At 55.5% G+C, this 16878-nt stretch carries 15 protein-coding genes; 9 read left to right on the forward strand and 6 right to left on the reverse strand.

What is annotated here, in order from left to right:
* Nucleotides 1-4 precede the first annotated feature (4 nt).
* From ssuD to ssuE, 3 genes are read right to left on the reverse strand one after another with little or no spacing between them, the layout of a single operon-like run.
* Nucleotides 5-1150, reverse strand: coding sequence for an FMNH2-dependent alkanesulfonate monooxygenase (gene ssuD / locus HB664_RS10655; RefSeq protein ID WP_219940776.1), 1146 nt, complete (start codon nt 1148-1150; stop codon nt 5-7).
* On the reverse strand, nt 1147-2109 hold the full coding sequence (locus HB664_RS10660) for a sulfonate ABC transporter substrate-binding protein (RefSeq protein ID WP_039261603.1): 963 nt from the start codon (nt 2107-2109) through the stop codon (nt 1147-1149). Before HB664_RS10660 ends, ssuD begins: the two co-directional genes overlap by 4 nt.
* The gene (gene ssuE, locus HB664_RS10665) at nt 2102-2677 is read right to left on the reverse strand and encodes an NADPH-dependent FMN reductase (RefSeq protein ID WP_023335146.1); all 576 of its coding nucleotides are present in this window, start codon (nt 2675-2677) and stop codon (nt 2102-2104) included. The genes HB664_RS10660 and ssuE overlap by 8 nt, the downstream gene beginning before the upstream one ends.
* Before the next feature lie 248 nt (nt 2678-2925).
* Here ssuE and pyrD point away from each other — a divergent pair, with 248 nt between their 5' ends.
* Both pyrD and zapC read left to right on the forward strand, forming a co-directional pair.
* Nucleotides 2926-3936, forward strand: a complete 1011-nt coding sequence (pyrD, locus tag HB664_RS10670; RefSeq protein WP_023311019.1) for a quinone-dependent dihydroorotate dehydrogenase — start codon at nt 2926-2928, stop codon at nt 3934-3936.
* A 165-nt stretch (nt 3937-4101) separates the two neighbouring features.
* The gene (zapC, locus tag HB664_RS10675; RefSeq protein WP_023311020.1) at nt 4102-4644 is read left to right on the forward strand and encodes a cell division protein ZapC; all 543 of its coding nucleotides are present in this window, start codon (nt 4102-4104) and stop codon (nt 4642-4644) included.
* On the opposite strand, the gene HB664_RS10680 is transcribed toward zapC, so the two are convergent.
* A complete protein-coding gene (locus HB664_RS10680; protein ID WP_048979745.1) occupies nt 4641-5750 on the reverse strand; it encodes a YcbX family protein in 1110 nt (369 codons plus the stop codon). The two genes, zapC and HB664_RS10680, sit on opposite strands and share 4 nt — an antisense overlap.
* A 98-nt stretch (nt 5751-5848) precedes the next feature.
* On the opposite strand from HB664_RS10680, the gene rlmKL reads away from it, so the two are divergent.
* The 6 genes from rlmKL (at nt 5849) to rmf (ending at nt 13775) form a co-directional block, all read left to right on the forward strand.
* Complete coding sequence (gene rlmKL / locus HB664_RS10685) at nt 5849-7957, forward strand: bifunctional 23S rRNA (guanine(2069)-N(7))-methyltransferase RlmK/23S rRNA (guanine(2445)-N(2))-methyltransferase RlmL (RefSeq protein ID WP_182071695.1); 2109 nt, start codon at nt 5849-5851, stop codon at nt 7955-7957.
* Between the two features lie 12 nt (nt 7958-7969).
* On the forward strand, nt 7970-9877 hold the full coding sequence (locus HB664_RS10690) for an ABC transporter ATP-binding protein (protein ID WP_033145115.1): 1908 nt from the start codon (nt 7970-7972) through the stop codon (nt 9875-9877).
* Between the two features lie 13 nt (nt 9878-9890).
* A complete protein-coding gene (gene pqiA / locus HB664_RS10695; protein ID WP_023311024.1) occupies nt 9891-11144 on the forward strand; it encodes a membrane integrity-associated transporter subunit PqiA in 1254 nt (417 codons plus the stop codon).
* Between the two features lie 4 nt (nt 11145-11148).
* Entirely contained in the window at nt 11149-12789 is a 1641-nt protein-coding gene (gene pqiB / locus HB664_RS10700) for an intermembrane transport protein PqiB (RefSeq protein WP_033145117.1), read from the forward strand.
* Nucleotides 12786-13352: a membrane integrity-associated transporter subunit PqiC gene (gene pqiC, locus HB664_RS10705; protein ID WP_033145118.1), complete on the forward strand. Its 567-nt coding sequence runs from the start codon at nt 12786-12788 to the stop codon at nt 13350-13352. Before pqiB ends, pqiC begins: the two co-directional genes overlap by 4 nt.
* Nucleotides 13353-13607: 255 nt before the next feature.
* Nucleotides 13608-13775, forward strand: a complete 168-nt coding sequence (gene rmf / locus HB664_RS10710) for a ribosome modulation factor (protein ID WP_013097261.1) — start codon at nt 13608-13610, stop codon at nt 13773-13775.
* Between the two features lie 71 nt (nt 13776-13846).
* Here the strand turns inward: rmf and fabA are convergent, their stop codons facing one another.
* A complete protein-coding gene (gene fabA, locus HB664_RS10715; RefSeq protein ID WP_008499931.1) occupies nt 13847-14365 on the reverse strand; it encodes a 3-hydroxyacyl-[acyl-carrier-protein] dehydratase FabA in 519 nt (172 codons plus the stop codon).
* A 68-nt stretch (nt 14366-14433) separates the two neighbouring features.
* On the reverse strand, nt 14434-16194 hold the full coding sequence (locus HB664_RS10720) for a Lon protease family protein (protein WP_219940777.1): 1761 nt from the start codon (nt 16192-16194) through the stop codon (nt 14434-14436).
* Nucleotides 16195-16380: 186 nt separating this feature from the next.
* Between HB664_RS10720 and matP the strand changes: the two genes are divergently transcribed.
* Entirely contained in the window at nt 16381-16833 is a 453-nt protein-coding gene (gene matP / locus HB664_RS10725; protein ID WP_032658161.1) for a macrodomain Ter protein MatP, read from the forward strand.
* The last annotated feature ends 45 nt before the right edge of the window (nt 16834-16878 follow it).

Below are 16878 nucleotides of genomic sequence, written 5' to 3' on the forward strand. Positions count from 1 at the left end.
CTCCTTAGCTCTGTGCGGCTTTGCGTGGAATAAACTCGTTCGCCACGGCTTCGCCCTGAAGCTGAAGCCGCTGCGGCTGCGGGATCTCCGGGATGGCGACATCCAGATGCGGGAATAACAGCTCGCCCACCTTGTACGCCTCTTCCAGATGCGGATAACCGGAGAGAATAAAGCTGTCGATACCCAGGTCTGCGTATTCATTAATCCGGGCGGCTACGGTCGGTCCGTCGCCGACCAGCGCCGTGCCCGCCCCGCCGCGCACCAGGCCAACGCCCGCCCACAGGTTCGGGCTAATCTCCAGGTTCTCGCGCTTGCCGTTGTGCAGGGACGCCATTCGGTGCTGTCCGACGGAGTCGGTTTTCGCAAACGCGGCCTGCGCCCTGGCGATGGTCTCATCGTCCAGGTGGGAGATCAGGCGGTCGGCGGCCTGCCAGGCTTCTTCATTGGTTTCACGCACGATCACGTGCAGGCGAATGCCGAAGCGCACCTTGCGACCATGGGCGGCCGCCTTAGCGCGCACCTGGGCAATTTTTTCTTTCACCAGCTCAGGCGGTTCGCCCCAGGTCAGATAGAGATCGACCTGTTCTGCCGCCAGATCCTGGGCTACATCCGACGATCCGCCAAAATAGAGCGGCGGTCGCGGCTGCTGCACCGGCGGGAAGTAGAGCCTCGCGTCACGAACGTGAATATGCTTGCCTTCAAAGGTGACGGTTTCACCTTCCAGCAGACGTCGCCAGACGCGGGTGAACTCGGCGGAGGCTTCATAGCGCTCGGTATGGTCGAGGAACACCCCATCGCCCGCCAGCTCCTGCGGATCGCTGCCCGTCACCAGGTTAAACAGGGCGCGACCGTTGGACAGCCTGTCCAGCGTTGCCGCCTGACGCGCCGCCACGGTGGGGGAGACCACGCTCGGGCGTAAGGCAACCAGGAACTTCAGACGCTGGGTGACCGGGATCATCGACGCGGCGACCAGCCAGGCATCTTCACATGAACGTCCGGTCGGGATCAGCACTCCGGTGAAACCGATTCGGTCCGCCGCCTGCGCAATCTGCTGCAGGTAGCCGTGGTCAACCGGGCGCGAGCCCTCTTCTGTACCAAGATAGTGTCCATCACCGTGGGTGGGTAAAAACCAGAAAAGATTCAGACTCATGATTTAGCTCCTTCTTTGCCTGCGGGCTGCCAGATGCGTTCGCGAATAGTGACCTGTTTTGGCACCAGGTGGTTTTGATAGAAAAGGTCAGCCGTTTGTTGCTGAAGCGCGGCGACGTGCGCGTCCACGGGCGTAATGGTGGTCGGCGGACGGTGGTTGAGATAGCTCGCAATCACCGGCTCAGGTAAGCCCATGGTTTTCGCCAGCAGGGCAATGCTCTCCTGACGCTGGGTCTGGGTCAGCGCATCGGCCTGAGTAAAGGTATCCAGTACGCCCTGAATAAATGCGCCGTTCTTTTCCGCATAAGGACGCGCGGCCAGATAGAACGAGCCGGTCTGCTTCAGCGTGGTACCGTCTTTCAGTACGCGAACGCCGCCCTGCAGCAATGCGGCGGAGTAGTACGGATCCCAGATGGCCCAGGCATCAACGTTCTTCTGCTGGAACGCGGCGCGCGCGTCGGCAGGCGTCAGGTAAACGGGCTGAATGTCAGTGAACTTGAGCCCGGCTTCCTGCAGGGCACGCAGCAGCAGGTTGTGCGAGCTGGAACCTTTCTGGAAAGCCACTTTATGCCCTTTGAGGTCCGCGACGCTTTTAATGTCGCTGTTTTCAGGCACCAGGATCACTTCGGCCTTCGGTTTGGGCGGCTCAACGCCAACATAGACGAGGTCCGCTCCCGCCGCCTGGGCGAATATCGGCGGAATATCACCCGTGCTGCCGAGATCGATACTGCCGACGTTCAGGGCCTCCAGCATCTGCGGGCCAGCCGGGAATTCCACCCACGAGAATTTGGTGTCCGGGAAGCGTTTTTCCAGAAGCTGGTGGCTTTTCGCCAGCACCATGCTGACGCTGCCTTTCTGATAGCCAATGCGCAAACTTTCCGGAGCCGCTTCTGCGGCATGGGCCAGCGAGGTAAGCGCCATCAGACCTGCCAGGCCGATGCGGGTTAACGTTTTAAACATGTGCGACTCCTTGAGGCTGACCAAACGCCGGGGCCTGGATATCCCTGCGGTGCAGGGCATGCCAGAAGGTTTCCAGGGCAGTATCGAGGCGGGTTTGCAGGTTCGGCGTAAAATGAGGTTTATGTTGGTAATCGATAACCTGGGAGTCATCTGCGAAAACGCCGTGGAGGATCTCCTGCGCTTTCAGCGCGTTCAGCACCGGCTTCAGGGCATAATCCACGGCCAGTAAATGGGCAACCGTACCGCCCGTTGCCAGCGGCAGCACGACTTTGCCGTCCAGGGCGCGTTCCGGAAGCAGATCGAGCAGGGTTTTCAGCGCCCCGGAAAAAGAGGCTTTATAAATAGGCGTTGCCACAATTAAGCCGTCAGCGCCGTTAAGCTGCTCGATGAGCGTTTTCAGCGCTGGGCTGTCGAAGCGGGCGTAGAGCAGATCTTCAGGTTCGAAGTTATGCAGGTTCCAGTGGCACACTTCCACATCCAGGGCATTGAGTTTTTCGCGGGCATATTCCAGCAGGGCGCTGGAGCGCGAAGGGAATCGTGGACTTCCGGCCAGGGTAATGACGCGCATACTTCCTCCTTATAACCAATTGTTTGCTTTTATCTAACATTCATAACAATTTTCAGGAGTGTGACACCGCGCGGTTATTCCACTAAATGATTTATCTGCAATTAAAATGCGAAAAAGTGCATAAGAAATAGACGGGGAGGTAAACGATTGCGTTTTACGCTGATTTTTTGCCGCAGGTCAATTCCCTTTCGCGCGTGGATCGCCCATAATCCCCTCCCGGTTTGCACACCGGGAATCCAGGAGAGTTCATGTACTACCCCTTCGTTCGTAAAGCCCTTTTCCAGCTCGACCCTGAGCGCGCTCATGAATTTACATTCCAGCAATTACGTCGTATTACCGGAACGCCGCTGGCCGCTCTGGTGCGTCAGAATGTGCCGGAAAAACCTGTGCAGTGCATGGGTCTGACCTTTAAGAATCCGCTGGGTCTGGCGGCCGGTCTGGACAAAAATGGCGAGTGCATTGATGCCCTGGGCGCGATGGGCTTTGGCTCCATTGAAATCGGTACCGTCACGCCGCGCCCGCAGCCGGGAAATGACAAGCCGCGCCTGTTCCGCCTGGTTGAAGCCGAAGGGCTGATCAACCGCATGGGCTTTAATAACCTCGGTGTTGATCACCTGGTTGAGAACGTAAAAAAAGCCCATTTTGACGGAATATTAGGCATCAATATCGGTAAAAATAAAGACACGCCGGTAGAGCAGGGTAAAGATGACTATCTGATTTGTATGGAAAAAGTCTACGCCTATGCCGGTTATATCGCGGTGAATATTTCTTCACCCAATACTCCGGGTCTGCGTTCCTTACAATATGGCGAAGCGCTGGACGATCTTCTGAGTGCCATTAAAAATAAACAAAATGAACTCCAGACGATCCACCATAAATATGTTCCGGTCGCGGTTAAGATCGCCCCGGATCTTTCTCCTGAAGAATTGATCCAGGTTGCCGACAGTTTGGTTCGCCATAATATTGATGGTGTTATTGCGACCAATACCACTCTCGATCGTTCCCTCGTGCAGGGAATGAAAAACTGTGACGAAGCGGGTGGGTTAAGTGGACGTCCGGTGCAATTAAAAAGCACCGAAATTATTCGCGCCCTGTCTGCAGAATTAAAAGGACGTCTGCCGATTATTGGTGTCGGCGGCATTGACTCAGTGATTGCTGCGCGCGAGAAGATGGCGGCGGGTGCATCACTGGTGCAAATCTATTCCGGCTTTATTTTTAAAGGACCGCCGCTGATTAAAGAAATCGTTACTCATATCTAATCTTTTCTCTTAATCAGACAACCAGGGCTTTATTTCCAGCCCTGGTTGTTTTATATTCCGTCACTGTTGCTTATTTAGTCATTATAGTCTTTTATTAATGGTGTTATAAACGAGGCGGCAAACAGGACATTTTTAGTACAGGACGTTTGGGGACGGGAGAGACACATGCGAATTAAACCTGACGATAACTGGCGCTGGTATTTTTGCGACGAGCATGACCGAATGATGCTCGATTTAGCCAATGGCATGTTGTTTCGTTCTCGTTTTGCCCGCCGAATGTTAACCCCGGATGCATTTTCCCCGTCGGGCTTTTGCGTTGACGATGCGGCGCTTTATTTCTCCTTTGAAGAAAAATGCCGCGATCTGGTGCTCTCTAAAGAGCAGCGTGCAGAGCTGGTATTAAATGCGCTGGTGGCTATCCGCTTCCTGAAACCGCAAATGCCAAAAAGCTGGCATTTTCTTGCGCATGGTATGAGCTGGACCCCGGCAACGGGTGACGCGGCCAGCGTCAATCTGAGCGATACCGCAGAAGAGGTGAGCCTGCTGGTGGTTGAGCCAGGTGAAAATGCTGCGCTCTGCCTGCTGGCACAGCCCGGCGTAACCATTGCCGGGCGGACGATGCAGCTTGGCGATGCCATTAAAGTGATGAATGACCGGCTGAAGCCGCAGCTGCGCGTAGATTCTTTCAGCCTTGAACAGGCGGTTTAAGCTTCCAGCTGTACGGACGTTTTCGGTATGCAGCTACAGCACAGAATTGTGCCGTCATTTCCAATTGCCGATTTTTTCAGCGCACTAACCTCTCCATCCACCAGCCTGATGCGGCAGCATCCGCAAATGCCTGCGCGACAGGAATAGGGTACGCGAATACCTGCCTGCTCCAGTTGCTCCAGTAATACCTGCTGGTTGTTGCCACGGATGACGTTGCCCTGCCAGTGAATATCTACCGCAGAAGCGACATTTGTCACAACGTCGACCATTTCTTCTTCCTGACCTGAGCCGTACGCTTTTGCAGGCCCTCTGGCAAGAATTTCTACCTCATCACCGACGCGGATTGCGCCGCTGGAGCGCGGGATCAGGTTCTGGCCGAAATCCACATCGCCGTTATCCTGTGCGGTGCGGAACGACTGCAGCGTCTTCAGCGGTTCGCCGGAAGGGTGCTTCTGGCCTTTCTCAGGGCTCACCGTGGTGAAAATGCAGCGGCTGCAGGGTTTTACGACATCAAAGATGACGCTGCCGATGCGGATCACTTTCCAGGTGTCTTCTTCCCAGGCGTCGGCACCCGTAACCACCAGGTTCGGACGGAACTGTTCCATCTGAACGCTGGCCTTGCAGCGGCCTTGTAAATCACGCAGCGAGGCTTCGTTAGTCAGCAGGAATGGGAAACCATCGGCGAAGGAGAGGGGAACGGCGTCGTGGCGCTTCACGCGACGCGTCGGTTCAGGACCTACCCAGCGCAGCTGCACGTCGCGGGAGAAGAAACCGCTCAGCCAGCGGTTAATCTCATCCGGGGCGATGCGCGCGGTAAAATGATTGCCCCACACTTCCGTTGGCGCATCGACAGGCGCAAAATCAGCAAAGCGAATGACCGCGCTGGAACCGTCCGGCGCGGTAAGGTGCAAACCGTCATGAAGCGGGGAAGGGGTAAAGCGAACCATCTGCGGGAACTGGCGTGCGGTGATGAACGTGCCGTCAGGCTCGGTGACCATAAAAATACGATCGAAGGCGAATCCGCTCATGTCGGCCAGCGCGTGAGAGACGCCGATGCCGCGCATGGATTTCACCGGATGAATAAAAAGCCTGGATAACGTCGCCACTGCACACTCCCACAAATGAAAATAAGCCTTCAACTTTATGACATACACGCCATATTAGCTATAATGCGCGACAATTTTCTAAGAGTAAAAGTGACGATATGAATTCTCTGTTTGCCAGTACGGCCCGTGGGCTGGAAGAGCTGTTAAAAACTGAACTGGAAAGCCTGGGCGCGCAAGAGTGCCAGGTGGTTCAGGGTGGTGTCCACTTTGAGGGCGACACGCGGCTTATTTACCAGAGCCTGATGTGGAGCCGTCTGGCGTCGCGCATCATGCTGCCGATGAAGGAGTGCAAGGTCTATAGCGACCTGGACCTCTATACCGGCGTACAGATGATCGACTGGACAGAGATCTTCACGCCCAATGCCACCTTTGCGGTGCATTTCAACGGCGTGAATGACGAGATCCGCAACAGCCAGTACGGTGCCCTGCGCGTAAAAGACGCCATTGTGGACTGCTTCACGCGTAAAAATAAGGAACGTCCGAACGTCGATCGCGAAAATCCGGATCTGCGTATTAACGTCTGGCTCAACGGTGACTCGGCGAGTATTTCTCTCGATCTGAGCGGCGCGGGCCTGCACCTGCGCGGCTACCGCGATCGTACCGGTATGGCGCCAATTAAAGAAACCCTGGCAGCCGCTATTGTGATGCGCTCCGGCTGGCAGCCGGGCACGCCGCTGCTCGATCCGATGTGTGGTTCCGGTACGTTACTGATTGAAGCGGCCATGCTGGCAACCGACCGCGCGCCAGGCCTGCATCGCGGTCACTGGGGCTTTAAAGGCTGGGCCCAGCACGACGAAGCGCTCTGGAAAGAGGTCAAAGACGACGCGCAGACCCGCGCGCGTAAAGGTCTGGCGGAGTACACCTCCCACTTCTACGGTTCGGACAGCGACCCGCGCGTAATCGAACGCGCGCGCAGCAACGCCCGTCGCGCCGGTATCGGCGAGCTGGTCACCTTCGAGGTGAAAGACGTGGCGAATCTGACCAACCCGCTGCCAAAAGGCCCGTACGGTACCGTGATCAGCAACCCGCCATACGGCGAGCGTCTGGACAGCGAGCCGGCGCTGATTGCCCTGCACAGCCTGCTGGGGCGCAATATGAAGGACTACTTCGGCGGCTGGAACCTGTCGCTGTTTAGCGCCTCGCCGGAGCTGCTGAGCTGCCTGCAGCTGCGTGCCGATCGCCAGTTTAAGGCGAAAAACGGCCCGCTGGACTGCGTGCAGAAAAACTACCATCTGGCGGAGAAAGCGGCGGACAGTAAGCCTTCCGGCGTGGCGGAGGATTACGCCAACCGCCTGCGCAAGAACCTGAAAAAATATGAAAAGTGGGCGAAGCAGGAAGGGATTGAATGCTACCGCCTGTACGACGCCGACCTGCCGGAGTACAACGTGGCGGTTGACCGCTACGCGGACTGGGTGGTGATTCAGGAATATGCGCCACCGAAAACCATTGATGCGCAAAAAGCGCGTCAGCGCATGCTGGACGTTATCGCGGCCACCATCGCCGTGCTCGGCATTGCGCCGAACAAGCTGGTGCTGAAAACCCGCGAGCGTCAGAAAGGAAAAAATCAGTATCAGAAGATGGGCGAGAAGGGTGATTTTATCGAAGTGGGCGAATACAACGCTCGCCTGTGGGTCAACCTGACCGACTATCTGGATACCGGCCTGTTCCTCGACCACCGTATCGCGCGTCGCATGCTGGGCCAGATGAGCAAGGGCAAAGATTTCCTCAACCTGTTCTCCTATACCGGCAGCGCGAGCGTGCATGCGGGTCTGGGCGGCGCGCGAAGCACCACCACGGTGGATATGTCCCGCACCTATCTGGAGTGGGCGGAGCGCAACCTGCGTCTTAACGGGCTGACCGGACGTCAGCATCGTCTGATGCAGGCCGACGTGCTGGGCTGGCTGCGTGATACTGACGAGCAGTTCGACCTGATCTTTATCGATCCGCCGACCTTCTCCAACTCCAAGCGCATGGAGGATAGCTTTGACGTTCAACGCGATCACCTGCGCCTGATGACCGACCTGAAGCGCCTGCTGCGTAAGGGCGGTACCATTATGTTCTCGAACAACAAACGCGGCTTCCGTATGGATCATGACGGCTTAGCAGCCCTGGGACTGAAAGCACAAGAAATCAGCCAAAAAACGCTGTCTCAGGACTTTGCCCGTAACCGTCAAATTCATAACTGCTGGTTGATTACCGCGGCCTGAAAGGAAAAATAAATGTCTTTAATTAGTATGCACGGCGCGTGGCTCTCTTTCAGCGACTCGCCGCTTCTCGATAATGCAGAGCTGCATATCGAAGATAACGAGCGCGTCTGTCTGGTGGGCCGTAACGGTGCGGGTAAATCCACGCTAATGAAAATCCTCAACCGCGAACAGGGGCTGGATGACGGTCGCATCGTTTACGAGCAGGATCTGATCGTCTCCCGCCTCCAGCAGGACCCGCCGCGTCACGTGACAGGCAGCGTTTACGATTTCGTAGCGGAAGGCATTTCTGAGCAGGCCGAATACCTGAAGCGCTATCACGAGATTTCGCATCTGGTGATGACCGACCCGAGCGACAAGAACCTCAACGAACTGGCGAAAGTGCAGGAGATGCTCGATCACCACGGTCTGTGGCAGCTCGAAAACCGCATTAACGAGGTTCTGGCCCAGCTTGGTCTGGAAGCGGACATGGAGCTGTCGGCGCTCTCCGGCGGCTGGTTGCGTAAAGCGGCGCTGGGCCGCGCGCTGGTCAGCGGGCCGAAGGTGCTGCTGCTGGACGAACCGACGAACCACCTGGATATCGAAGCGATTGACTGGCTGGAAGGCTTCCTGAAAACCTTCAGCGGCACCATCATCTTTATCTCGCACGACCGTTCGTTTATTCGCAACATGGCGACGCGTATTGTCGATCTCGACCGCGGCAAGCTGGTCACCTATCCTGGCGATTACGACACCTATCTGCTGGAGAAAGAAGAAAACCTGCGCGTGGAAGAGCTGCAAAATGCGGAGTTCGACCGCAAGCTGGCGCAGGAAGAGGTGTGGATCCGCCAGGGCATCAAGGCCCGCCGTACCCGTAACGAAGGCCGCGTGCGCGCTCTGAAGGCAATGCGCCGTGAGCGCAGCGAACGCCGTGAAGTGATGGGCAGCGCTAAAATGCAGGTAGAAGAAGCATCCCGTTCCGGCAAGATTGTCTTCGAAATGGAAAACGTCAACTATCAGGTTGATGGCAAAGTGCTGGTGAAAGATTTCTCCGCCCAGGTGCAGCGCGGCGACAAAATTGCGCTTATCGGCCCGAACGGCTGTGGTAAAACCACGCTGCTGAAGCTGATGCTGGGGCAGCTGCAGGCCGACAGCGGCCGCATTCACTGTGGGACTAAGCTGGAAGTGGCCTACTTCGACCAGCACCGCGCGGAGCTGGATCCGGACCGCACGGTGATGGATAACCTCGCCGAAGGCAAGCAAGAGGTAATGGTAAACGGCAAACCGCGCCACGTACTGGGCTATCTGCAGGACTTCCTGTTCCATCCGAAACGTGCGATGACCCCAGTGCGTGCGTTATCTGGCGGAGAGCGTAATCGTCTGCTGCTGGCGCGTTTGTTCCTGAAACCAAGTAACCTGTTGATTCTCGATGAACCAACGAACGACCTGGATGTCGAAACGCTGGAATTGCTCGAAGAATTGATTGACGGTTATCAGGGGACCGTAATGCTGGTCAGCCACGATCGTCAGTTCGTGGATAACACCGTAACCGAGTGCTGGATCTTCGAAGGTGAAGGGCGAATTGGACAATACGTAGGTGGTTATCACGATGCAAAAGGGCAGCAATCGCAGTCTCTGGCGCAGAAACAGTCAAAGTCCAAAATAAGTTCAGAACCTGCTGTAACAAAAGCAGAAACTGTCAAGAAAACCTCGGCTAAACTAAGCTATAACCTGCAGCGCGAACTGGAGGGGCTACCGCAGCGTCTTGAAGAGCTGGAGGCCGCGCTTGAGGATCTGCAAAAACAGGTCGCTGATGCGTCATTCTTTACCCAGTCGCATGACTATACTCAGAAAGTACTGGCTGAACTGTCCGCGGCTGAAAAAGCCCTGGAAGAAGCATTTGAGCGCTGGGAGTACCTTGAGTCTCTGAAAAACGGCGCATAGACAGGGATAACATATGTGTGACCAGCACCATGCCGACAGGCATATTTTATGCTCGCAATGCGATATGCTCGTGGCGTTGCCAGAGCTTGGTCACGGACATAAAGCCCTGTGTCCACGTTGCGGCGCAACGTTGACAACCGAGTGGGACGCGCCGCGGCAGCGTCCCACTGCTTACGCTCTGGCAGCATTGTTCATGCTGCTGCTCTCCAATCTCTTCCCTTTCATCTATATGAAGGTGGGAGGGATAACCAGCCAGGTGGATCTGCTTGAAATCCCGGGCGTGATGTTCTCGGAAGATTACGCCAGCCTCGGCACCTTTTTTCTCCTGTTTGTCCAGATAGTCCCGGCTTTTTGCCTGGTCGTTATCCTTTTGCTGGTCAACCGCGTCAGGATGCCCTCATCACTGAAAATCCGGCTGGCGCGTATCCTTTTTCAGCTTAAAAGCTGGGGCATGGCCGAGATCTTTCTGGCGGGCATTCTGGTCAGTTTCGTGAAGCTCATGGCGTACGGCGACGTGGGGATCGGCAGCAGCTTTATTCCGTGGTGCCTGTACTGTGTCCTGCAGCTGCGTGCTTTCCAGTGCGTGGACAGACGCTGGGCGTGGGATGATATCGCCCCGGCACCGACGCTTGCGCAGACGGTAAAAGTCGGCGTGCCCGGCATTCGTCAGGGGCTGCGTTCCTGCCCGTGCTGCACCGCCGTGCTGCCCGCCGATCTCGACGTTTGTCCGCGCTGCGAAACGAAGGGTCACGTACGCCGTAAAAATAGCCTTCAGTGGACGATGGCCCTGCTGGTCACCTCCATCATGCTGTATCTGCCTGCCAATATTCTACCGATCATGATCACCGATTTGCTCGGCGATAAAATGCCCTCGACGATCCTCGCCGGGGTGATCCTGCTGTGGGGCGAAGGTTCCTATCCTGTCGCCGGCGTGATCTTTATCGCCAGTATTATGGTGCCAACCTTAAAAATGATCGCCATCGCCTGGCTCTGTTGGGATGCGAAGGGTCATGGAAAACGCGACAGCGAACGCATGCACCTGATTTATGAAGTGGTCGAGTTTGTCGGACGCTGGTCAATGATTGACGTGTTTGTCATCGCCGTTCTCTCTGCACTGGTGCGGATGGGCGGTTTGATGAGTATTTATCCCGCGATGGGGGCTTTAATGTTTGCACTGGTCGTGATTATGACCATGTTTGCGGCCATGACCTTCGACCCTCGTTTATCGTGGGATCGTGAGCCTGAATCAAGCCATGAGGAAGAGTAAGAGCATGGAAAATAAGAGTGGAGAGGCGAAAGTGCAGAAGGTCAAAAACTGGTCGCCGGTGTGGATTTTCCCCATTGTGACCGCGCTGATCGGTGCATGGATCCTGTTTTATCATTACAGCCATCAGGGACCGGAAGTCACGCTGATAACCACCAATGCCGAGGGGATTGAGGGCGGTAAAACGACCATCAAAAGCCGTAGCGTGGACGTGGGCGTGGTCGAAAGCGCAACCCTGACCGACGATTTAACCCACGTGGAAATTAAGGCGCGCCTTAATGCCGGCATGGAAAAACTGCTGCACGGCGATTCCGTTTTCTGGGTCGTTAAACCGCAGGTGGGGCGCGAAGGGATCAGCGGCTTAGGGACGCTGCTCTCCGGGGCCTATATTGAACTGCAGCCCGGCACGAAGGGCAGCCAGCCTGGGCAATATCAGCTTCTCGACTCACCGCCGCTTGCGCCGCCTGATGCCAAGGGTATCCGCGTGATCCTCGACAGCAAAAAAGCAGGCCAGCTTACGGCGGGTGACCCGGTACTGTTCCGCGGCTACCGCGTCGGTTCCGTTGAAACCAGCACCTTCGATGCGCAAAAGCGTACCATCAGCTATCAGCTTTTCATCAATGCGCCAAACGATCGTCTGGTGACCAGCAACGTTCGCTTCTGGAAGGACAGCGGGATCGCGGTCGATCTTACGTCGGCGGGGATGCGCGTAGAAATGGGTTCCTTAACCACGCTGTTTGGCGGTGGGGTGAGCTTTGATGTGCCGGAAGGGCAGGATCTGGGGCAGCCGGTTGCCGAGAAAACGGCGTTCAGACTCTTTGACGATCAGCGAAGCATTCAGGACGCGCTTTATACCGACCACATCGACTTCCTGATGTTCTTCAAGGATTCCGTCCGCGGTCTGCAGCCGGGCGCACCCGTTGAGTTCCGCGGTATTCGTCTTGGTACAGTTGGGCAAGTTCCGTTCTTTGTTCCGGGCCTGAGCCAGATGCTTGACGATGATTACCGCATTCCGGTACTGATCCGCATCGAGCCGGAACGTCTGCTTAACCAGATTGGCGAGAATCAGGATATTGCCACCCATATCAGTCAACTGATGGACCGTGGTCTGCGAGGTTCCTTGAAGACGGGTAATCTGGTGACCGGTGCGCTGTATGTGGATATGGACTTCTACCCGAAAGCACCGCCGATTACCGGTATTCGTGAATTTGGTGGCTACAAGATCATTCCAACGGTGAGCAGCGGTCTGGCTCAGATCCAGCAGCGTCTGATGGAAACGCTGGATAAGATCAACAATCTGCCACTGAATCCGATGATTGAAGCGGCGACGAACTCTCTGAGCGAAAGCCAGGCAACGATGCGTCGCCTGCAAACCACGCTGGATAACATCAACAAGATCACTGCGAGCCAGAGCATGCAGCAGCTGCCGCAGGATATGCAGAAAACGCTACGTGAGCTGAACCGCAGTATGCAGGGCTTCCAGCCGGGTTCAGCGGCGTACAACAAGATGGTGGCAGATATGCAGCGTCTTGATCAGGTCTTGCGTGAACTGCAGCCGGTGCTGAAAACGCTCAACGAGAAGAGCAATGCGCTGGTGTTCGAAGCGAAAGATAAAAAGGATCCTGAGCCGAAGAGGGCAAAAGAATGAAAAAGTGGCTATTGATGGTTGGCGCTCTGCTGTTAACGGCGTGCAGTTCAGGGGTAGATAATAAAAGCTACTATCAGCTGCCTGTGTCTACCCACAGCGGTGGACAAAGCACGGCCAGCCAGGGAAACCGCCAGCTGTGGGTTGAGCAGGTTGCCGTGCCGGATTATCTGGCAGGAAACGGCGTGGTCTATCAGACCAGCGACGTTAAATACGTGATTGCGACGAACAACCTGTGGGCCAGCCCGCTGGATCAGCAGCTGCGTAACACGCTGGTGGCCAATCTGGGCAGTCAGCTTCCGGGCTGGGTTGTCGCGTCGCAGCCGCTGGGTAACGACCAGGATACGCTTAACGTCACGGTAACGGGCTTCCACGGCCGTTATGACGGTGCGGTGGTGATCAGCGGGGAGTGGTTGCTGAACCATCAGGGGCAGCTGATTAAGCGTCCTTTCCATCTGGAGCTGAAGCAGCAGAAAGATGGCTATGATGAAATGGTGAAAGTTCTGGCTCAGGGTTGGGCACAGGAGTCGGCCAGCATCGCGAGAGAAATTTCCCGGCTGCCATAAGTAAAATTCATCATCAAAAACCGCAGTTGGCCTGTTGCTGATTGCGGTTTTTTTTCGTTTTCAGTTCAGATTGTTACTTGTGCCACGTCACAATTTTTGTACAAATGAACTTCCGGCTAGCTCACAAATATGACACCTGTATGAATTTTGAACATTGACGATGCGACTAATTCGGGGTATTCGTTATCTGTGCCTGTGCAGATAGTGCAGACACTGTTTTCTTTCCACCAGACAAAAGAATGAGGGAAACGAGGCATGAAGAGACAGAAACGAGATCGCCTGGAACGGGCTCATCAACGTGGTTATCAGGCCGGCATCGCTGGACGTTCTAAAGAAATGTGTCCTTATCAGACGATAAATCAAAGGTCACAATGGCTTGGAGGCTGGCGAGAAGCCATCGGCGACAGGGCACTCATAGCCTGATAACGTCTCTTTTAAAAAAGAAACCTCCGCAATGCGGAGGTTTCGCCTTTCTGGGGGTGCCAAAAGCACGATCAGAAAGCTGAAGTATCCTGGAACAGGCCAACTTTCAGGTCGCTTGCGCTATAGATCAGACGACCATCGACCAGCACTTCGCCATCTGCCAGGCCCATAATCAGGCGGCGGTTAACGATGCGCTTGAAGTGAATACGATAGGTCACTTTCTTCGCCGTAGGCAGAACCTGGCCAGTGAATTTTACTTCGCCCACGCCCAGCGCGCGACCTTTACCTTCGCCGCCCAGCCAGCCCAGATAGAAGCCAACCAGCTGCCACATGGCATCCAGGCCCAGACAGCCAGGCATTACCGGATCGCCAATAAAGTGGCAACCGAAGAACCACAGGTCCGGGTTGATATCGAGTTCTGCTTCTACGTAACCCTTATCGAAGTTGCCGCCGGTTTCGGTCATTTTCACGACACGGTCCATCATCAGCATGTTCGGGGCCGGTAACTGTGGGCCTTTAGCGCCAAACAGTTCACCGCGACCAGAGGCAAGAAGATCTTCTTTTGTATAGGATTCGCGTTTATCTACCATGTTCTCAGTAAGCCTTATTTTAGTGAAGGACGCAGGATAGCTAACACGTGTACGCTGAACAAGTCCGATCAGTTCGAACTAAACCAGCCCAGCCAGCGTAACGGCCATGGATGACGATGACGAGCATCCTGCTGCGTCGCCTGAGCAATGCGCTCCTGGATAGTCTGCATCAGGGTGGTTTGCCCTTCGCCATCCCAAACCAGATTTGTCAGTAAGGGTAGCGCATCCTCAATCCCTTCGATGGCCCAGATGGTGAATTGCTCTTGCTCAACCGCATCCAGAATATCCTGGCTGAGGCTCAAATGGCGTGCGTTGGGAGCAGGAATAATCACACCCTGTTTGCCGTTTAAACCGCGCTGCTGACAGATAGAGAAGAAGCCTTCAATTTTTTCGTTGAGGCCTCCCACTGGCTGTGCACGACCGAACTGGTCCACCGAACCGGTGATCGCGATGTTCTGATTGATGGGCACTTCCGCCAGGGCGCTGATTAAGGCGCACAGCTCGGCCATAGAGGCGCTATCGCCATCCACTTCGCTGTAGGACTGCTCAAACGTCAGCGAGGCGGAGAAGGGGATCTGTTGCTCAAGCTGCAGCTCTGACATCAAAAACGCCTGCATGATCATCATGCCTTTCGCGTGAATGTTGCCGCCCAGCTCGGCTTTTCGTTCAATATCGGTGAACTCGCCATCGCCAATGTGCACAACGCAGCTGATACGGGACGGCTCCCCGAATGCGCGCGGATGGCCAGGAAATTCAATCACCGACAGGGCGTTGATCTGCCCGACGCGTTCGCCTTCGGTTTCCACCAGAATTTGTTCCAGCAGAATTTCATCCTGCATACGGTCGGCAAGATAGCCTTCTCGCCACTCACGCTGAGCCAGCATCTGAGTGAGCTGTTCTCCGCTGAACGCCCCGTTACCGCTAATCACACCCACTTCACGCAGCTGTTTGCCGATCCAGAGCGGGCAAAGCGGCAGCGTTTCCTGGTCACCGGTGTAGCGTACCGCTTCGCGGATTAAGCCCGGCCACGCGTCAGCCGCAGGGGTTGGCAGCGAAAAACGCTCAGCAACGGCCATCACCCACTGGCACCACTGCGCCATATCGTCGGCGTCAGCAATCTGGATGTTGTCTTCGTATTCGCTATACACCGCCTGCTGAGCCAGTTCCGGCTCCATTTCCTGGAAGTCCGCCAGCGATTCGCGGTCGCCCGTCAGCACGACGGTCAGCGACAGCGGCATAGACGGAACAGAGACAGGCAGAGGACGAGACTCATCGTAGCCGACCCAGTCGAAACGCTGCTGGTTGACGATAGTTTTCAGACGCATCCACAGCAGCGGCTGCGAGAGCAGGGTACGCAGTGAGATGATGAGAACACCGCCATTTGCGCGATGAACCAGCCCCGGCTGCAGCGAAAGTTCGCCGTTAAACTGGCGCAGACAACCAAAGAGTTGTTCCGCCTCGACCCAGTTAGCGGTAATCACTTCGCCTTTAACGGCAAAACGGCCATCGGTCTGCGCCGTTGGTTCGAAAGTGACATCATGTCCCGCAATACGATACTGGCCGCCAAAAACTGCGTTCGCTTCCGGCTTCAGCTGGCGCACGGCATCACCGAGCAGCGTCAGGTATTCCGCTTCTTCCGGGGCCTTGAGCAGCATGAAGGGCGCTGTTGCCCATGGGCTTAACACCTGCTCCAGCGCATAATGCAAACGAGGCTGCGTATCGCTAAGGATGAATTCGTGTTCTTTTGCGAGTTCGGGCTGTGCAAACAGTTCCTGGTAACTTTCGGTATCCGGAACAAGGTCACGCCATGCAAGTTTCGTAATGGTCAAAGTTGATGTTTTTTAGTCAGATGTAAAAGCGTGGAGTATACCGTAAGCGGGGGGCTCTACCCAAGCAGGATTGGGCATTTCGACAGGGCGATTGGCTGCATTCACTCACAGGATATGATTTCTTTTCAGCAGATTGCTAAAAAACTGATATTCTGAACAGAGTTACGTGGTAACACTGAGATCGCAATGAAATATCAACAACTGGAAAATCTCGAAAGCGGCTGGAAATGGAAGTACCTGGTCAAAAAGCACCGTGAAGGGGAGCTGATCACCTGCTACGTCGAAGCCAGCGCTGCGCAAGAAGCCGTGGATATTTTGCTGACCCTCGAAAATGAACCGGTACAGGTTAACGGCTGGATTGAGAAACACATCAATCCCGCGTTGTTAAACCGGATGAAGCAAACTATCCGCGCGCGACGCAAACGGCATTTTAATGCTGAGCATCAGCACACTCGCAAAAAATCAATCGACCTGGAGTTCGTTGTCTGGCAACGCCTGGCTGGGCTGGCACAACGACGGGGCAAAACGCTGTCGGAAACCATCGTGCAGCTGATTGAGGATGCCGAACATAAAGAGAAGTACGCCAACCAGATGTCGACGCTGAAGAACGACCTTCAGGCTCTGTTGGGTAAAAAATAGATTTTTCTTTTCTTCAGACAATAAAAAACCCCGCATGGCGGGGTT

Origin of the sequence: Enterobacter sp. DNB-S2, from assembly GCF_019443845.1 — a bacterium.
GTDB lineage: Bacteria > Pseudomonadota > Gammaproteobacteria > Enterobacterales > Enterobacteriaceae > Enterobacter > Enterobacter asburiae_B.

What these genes read in the sequence shown, in the direction of transcription:
- HB664_RS10660 (WP_039261603.1), bottom strand. Translation starts at nt 2,109, where the DNA reads ATGTTTAAAACGTTAACCCGCATCGGCCTGGCAGGTCTGATGGCGCTT.
- pqiC (WP_033145118.1), top strand. Translation starts at nt 12,786, where the DNA reads ATGAAAAAGTGGCTATTGATGGTTGGCGCTCTGCTGTTAACGGCGTGC.
- ssuE (WP_023335146.1), bottom strand. Translation starts at nt 2,677, where the DNA reads ATGCGCGTCATTACCCTGGCCGGAAGTCCACGATTCCCTTCGCGCTCC.
- pyrD (WP_023311019.1), top strand. Translation starts at nt 2,926, where the DNA reads ATGTACTACCCCTTCGTTCGTAAAGCCCTTTTCCAGCTCGACCCTGAG.
- fabA (WP_008499931.1), bottom strand. Translation starts at nt 14,365, where the DNA reads ATGGTAGATAAACGCGAATCCTATACAAAAGAAGATCTTCTTGCCTCT.
- rmf (WP_013097261.1), top strand. Translation starts at nt 13,608, where the DNA reads ATGAAGAGACAGAAACGAGATCGCCTGGAACGGGCTCATCAACGTGGT.
- ssuD (WP_219940776.1), bottom strand. Translation starts at nt 1,150, where the DNA reads ATGAGTCTGAATCTTTTCTGGTTTTTACCCACCCACGGTGATGGACAC.
- matP (WP_032658161.1), top strand. Translation starts at nt 16,381, where the DNA reads ATGAAATATCAACAACTGGAAAATCTCGAAAGCGGCTGGAAATGGAAG.
- HB664_RS10690 (WP_033145115.1), top strand. Translation starts at nt 7,970, where the DNA reads ATGTCTTTAATTAGTATGCACGGCGCGTGGCTCTCTTTCAGCGACTCG.
- rlmKL (WP_182071695.1), top strand. Translation starts at nt 5,849, where the DNA reads ATGAATTCTCTGTTTGCCAGTACGGCCCGTGGGCTGGAAGAGCTGTTA.
- pqiA (WP_023311024.1), top strand. Translation starts at nt 9,891, where the DNA reads ATGTGTGACCAGCACCATGCCGACAGGCATATTTTATGCTCGCAATGC.
- zapC (WP_023311020.1), top strand. Translation starts at nt 4,102, where the DNA reads ATGCGAATTAAACCTGACGATAACTGGCGCTGGTATTTTTGCGACGAG.
- pqiB (WP_033145117.1), top strand. Translation starts at nt 11,149, where the DNA reads ATGGAAAATAAGAGTGGAGAGGCGAAAGTGCAGAAGGTCAAAAACTGG.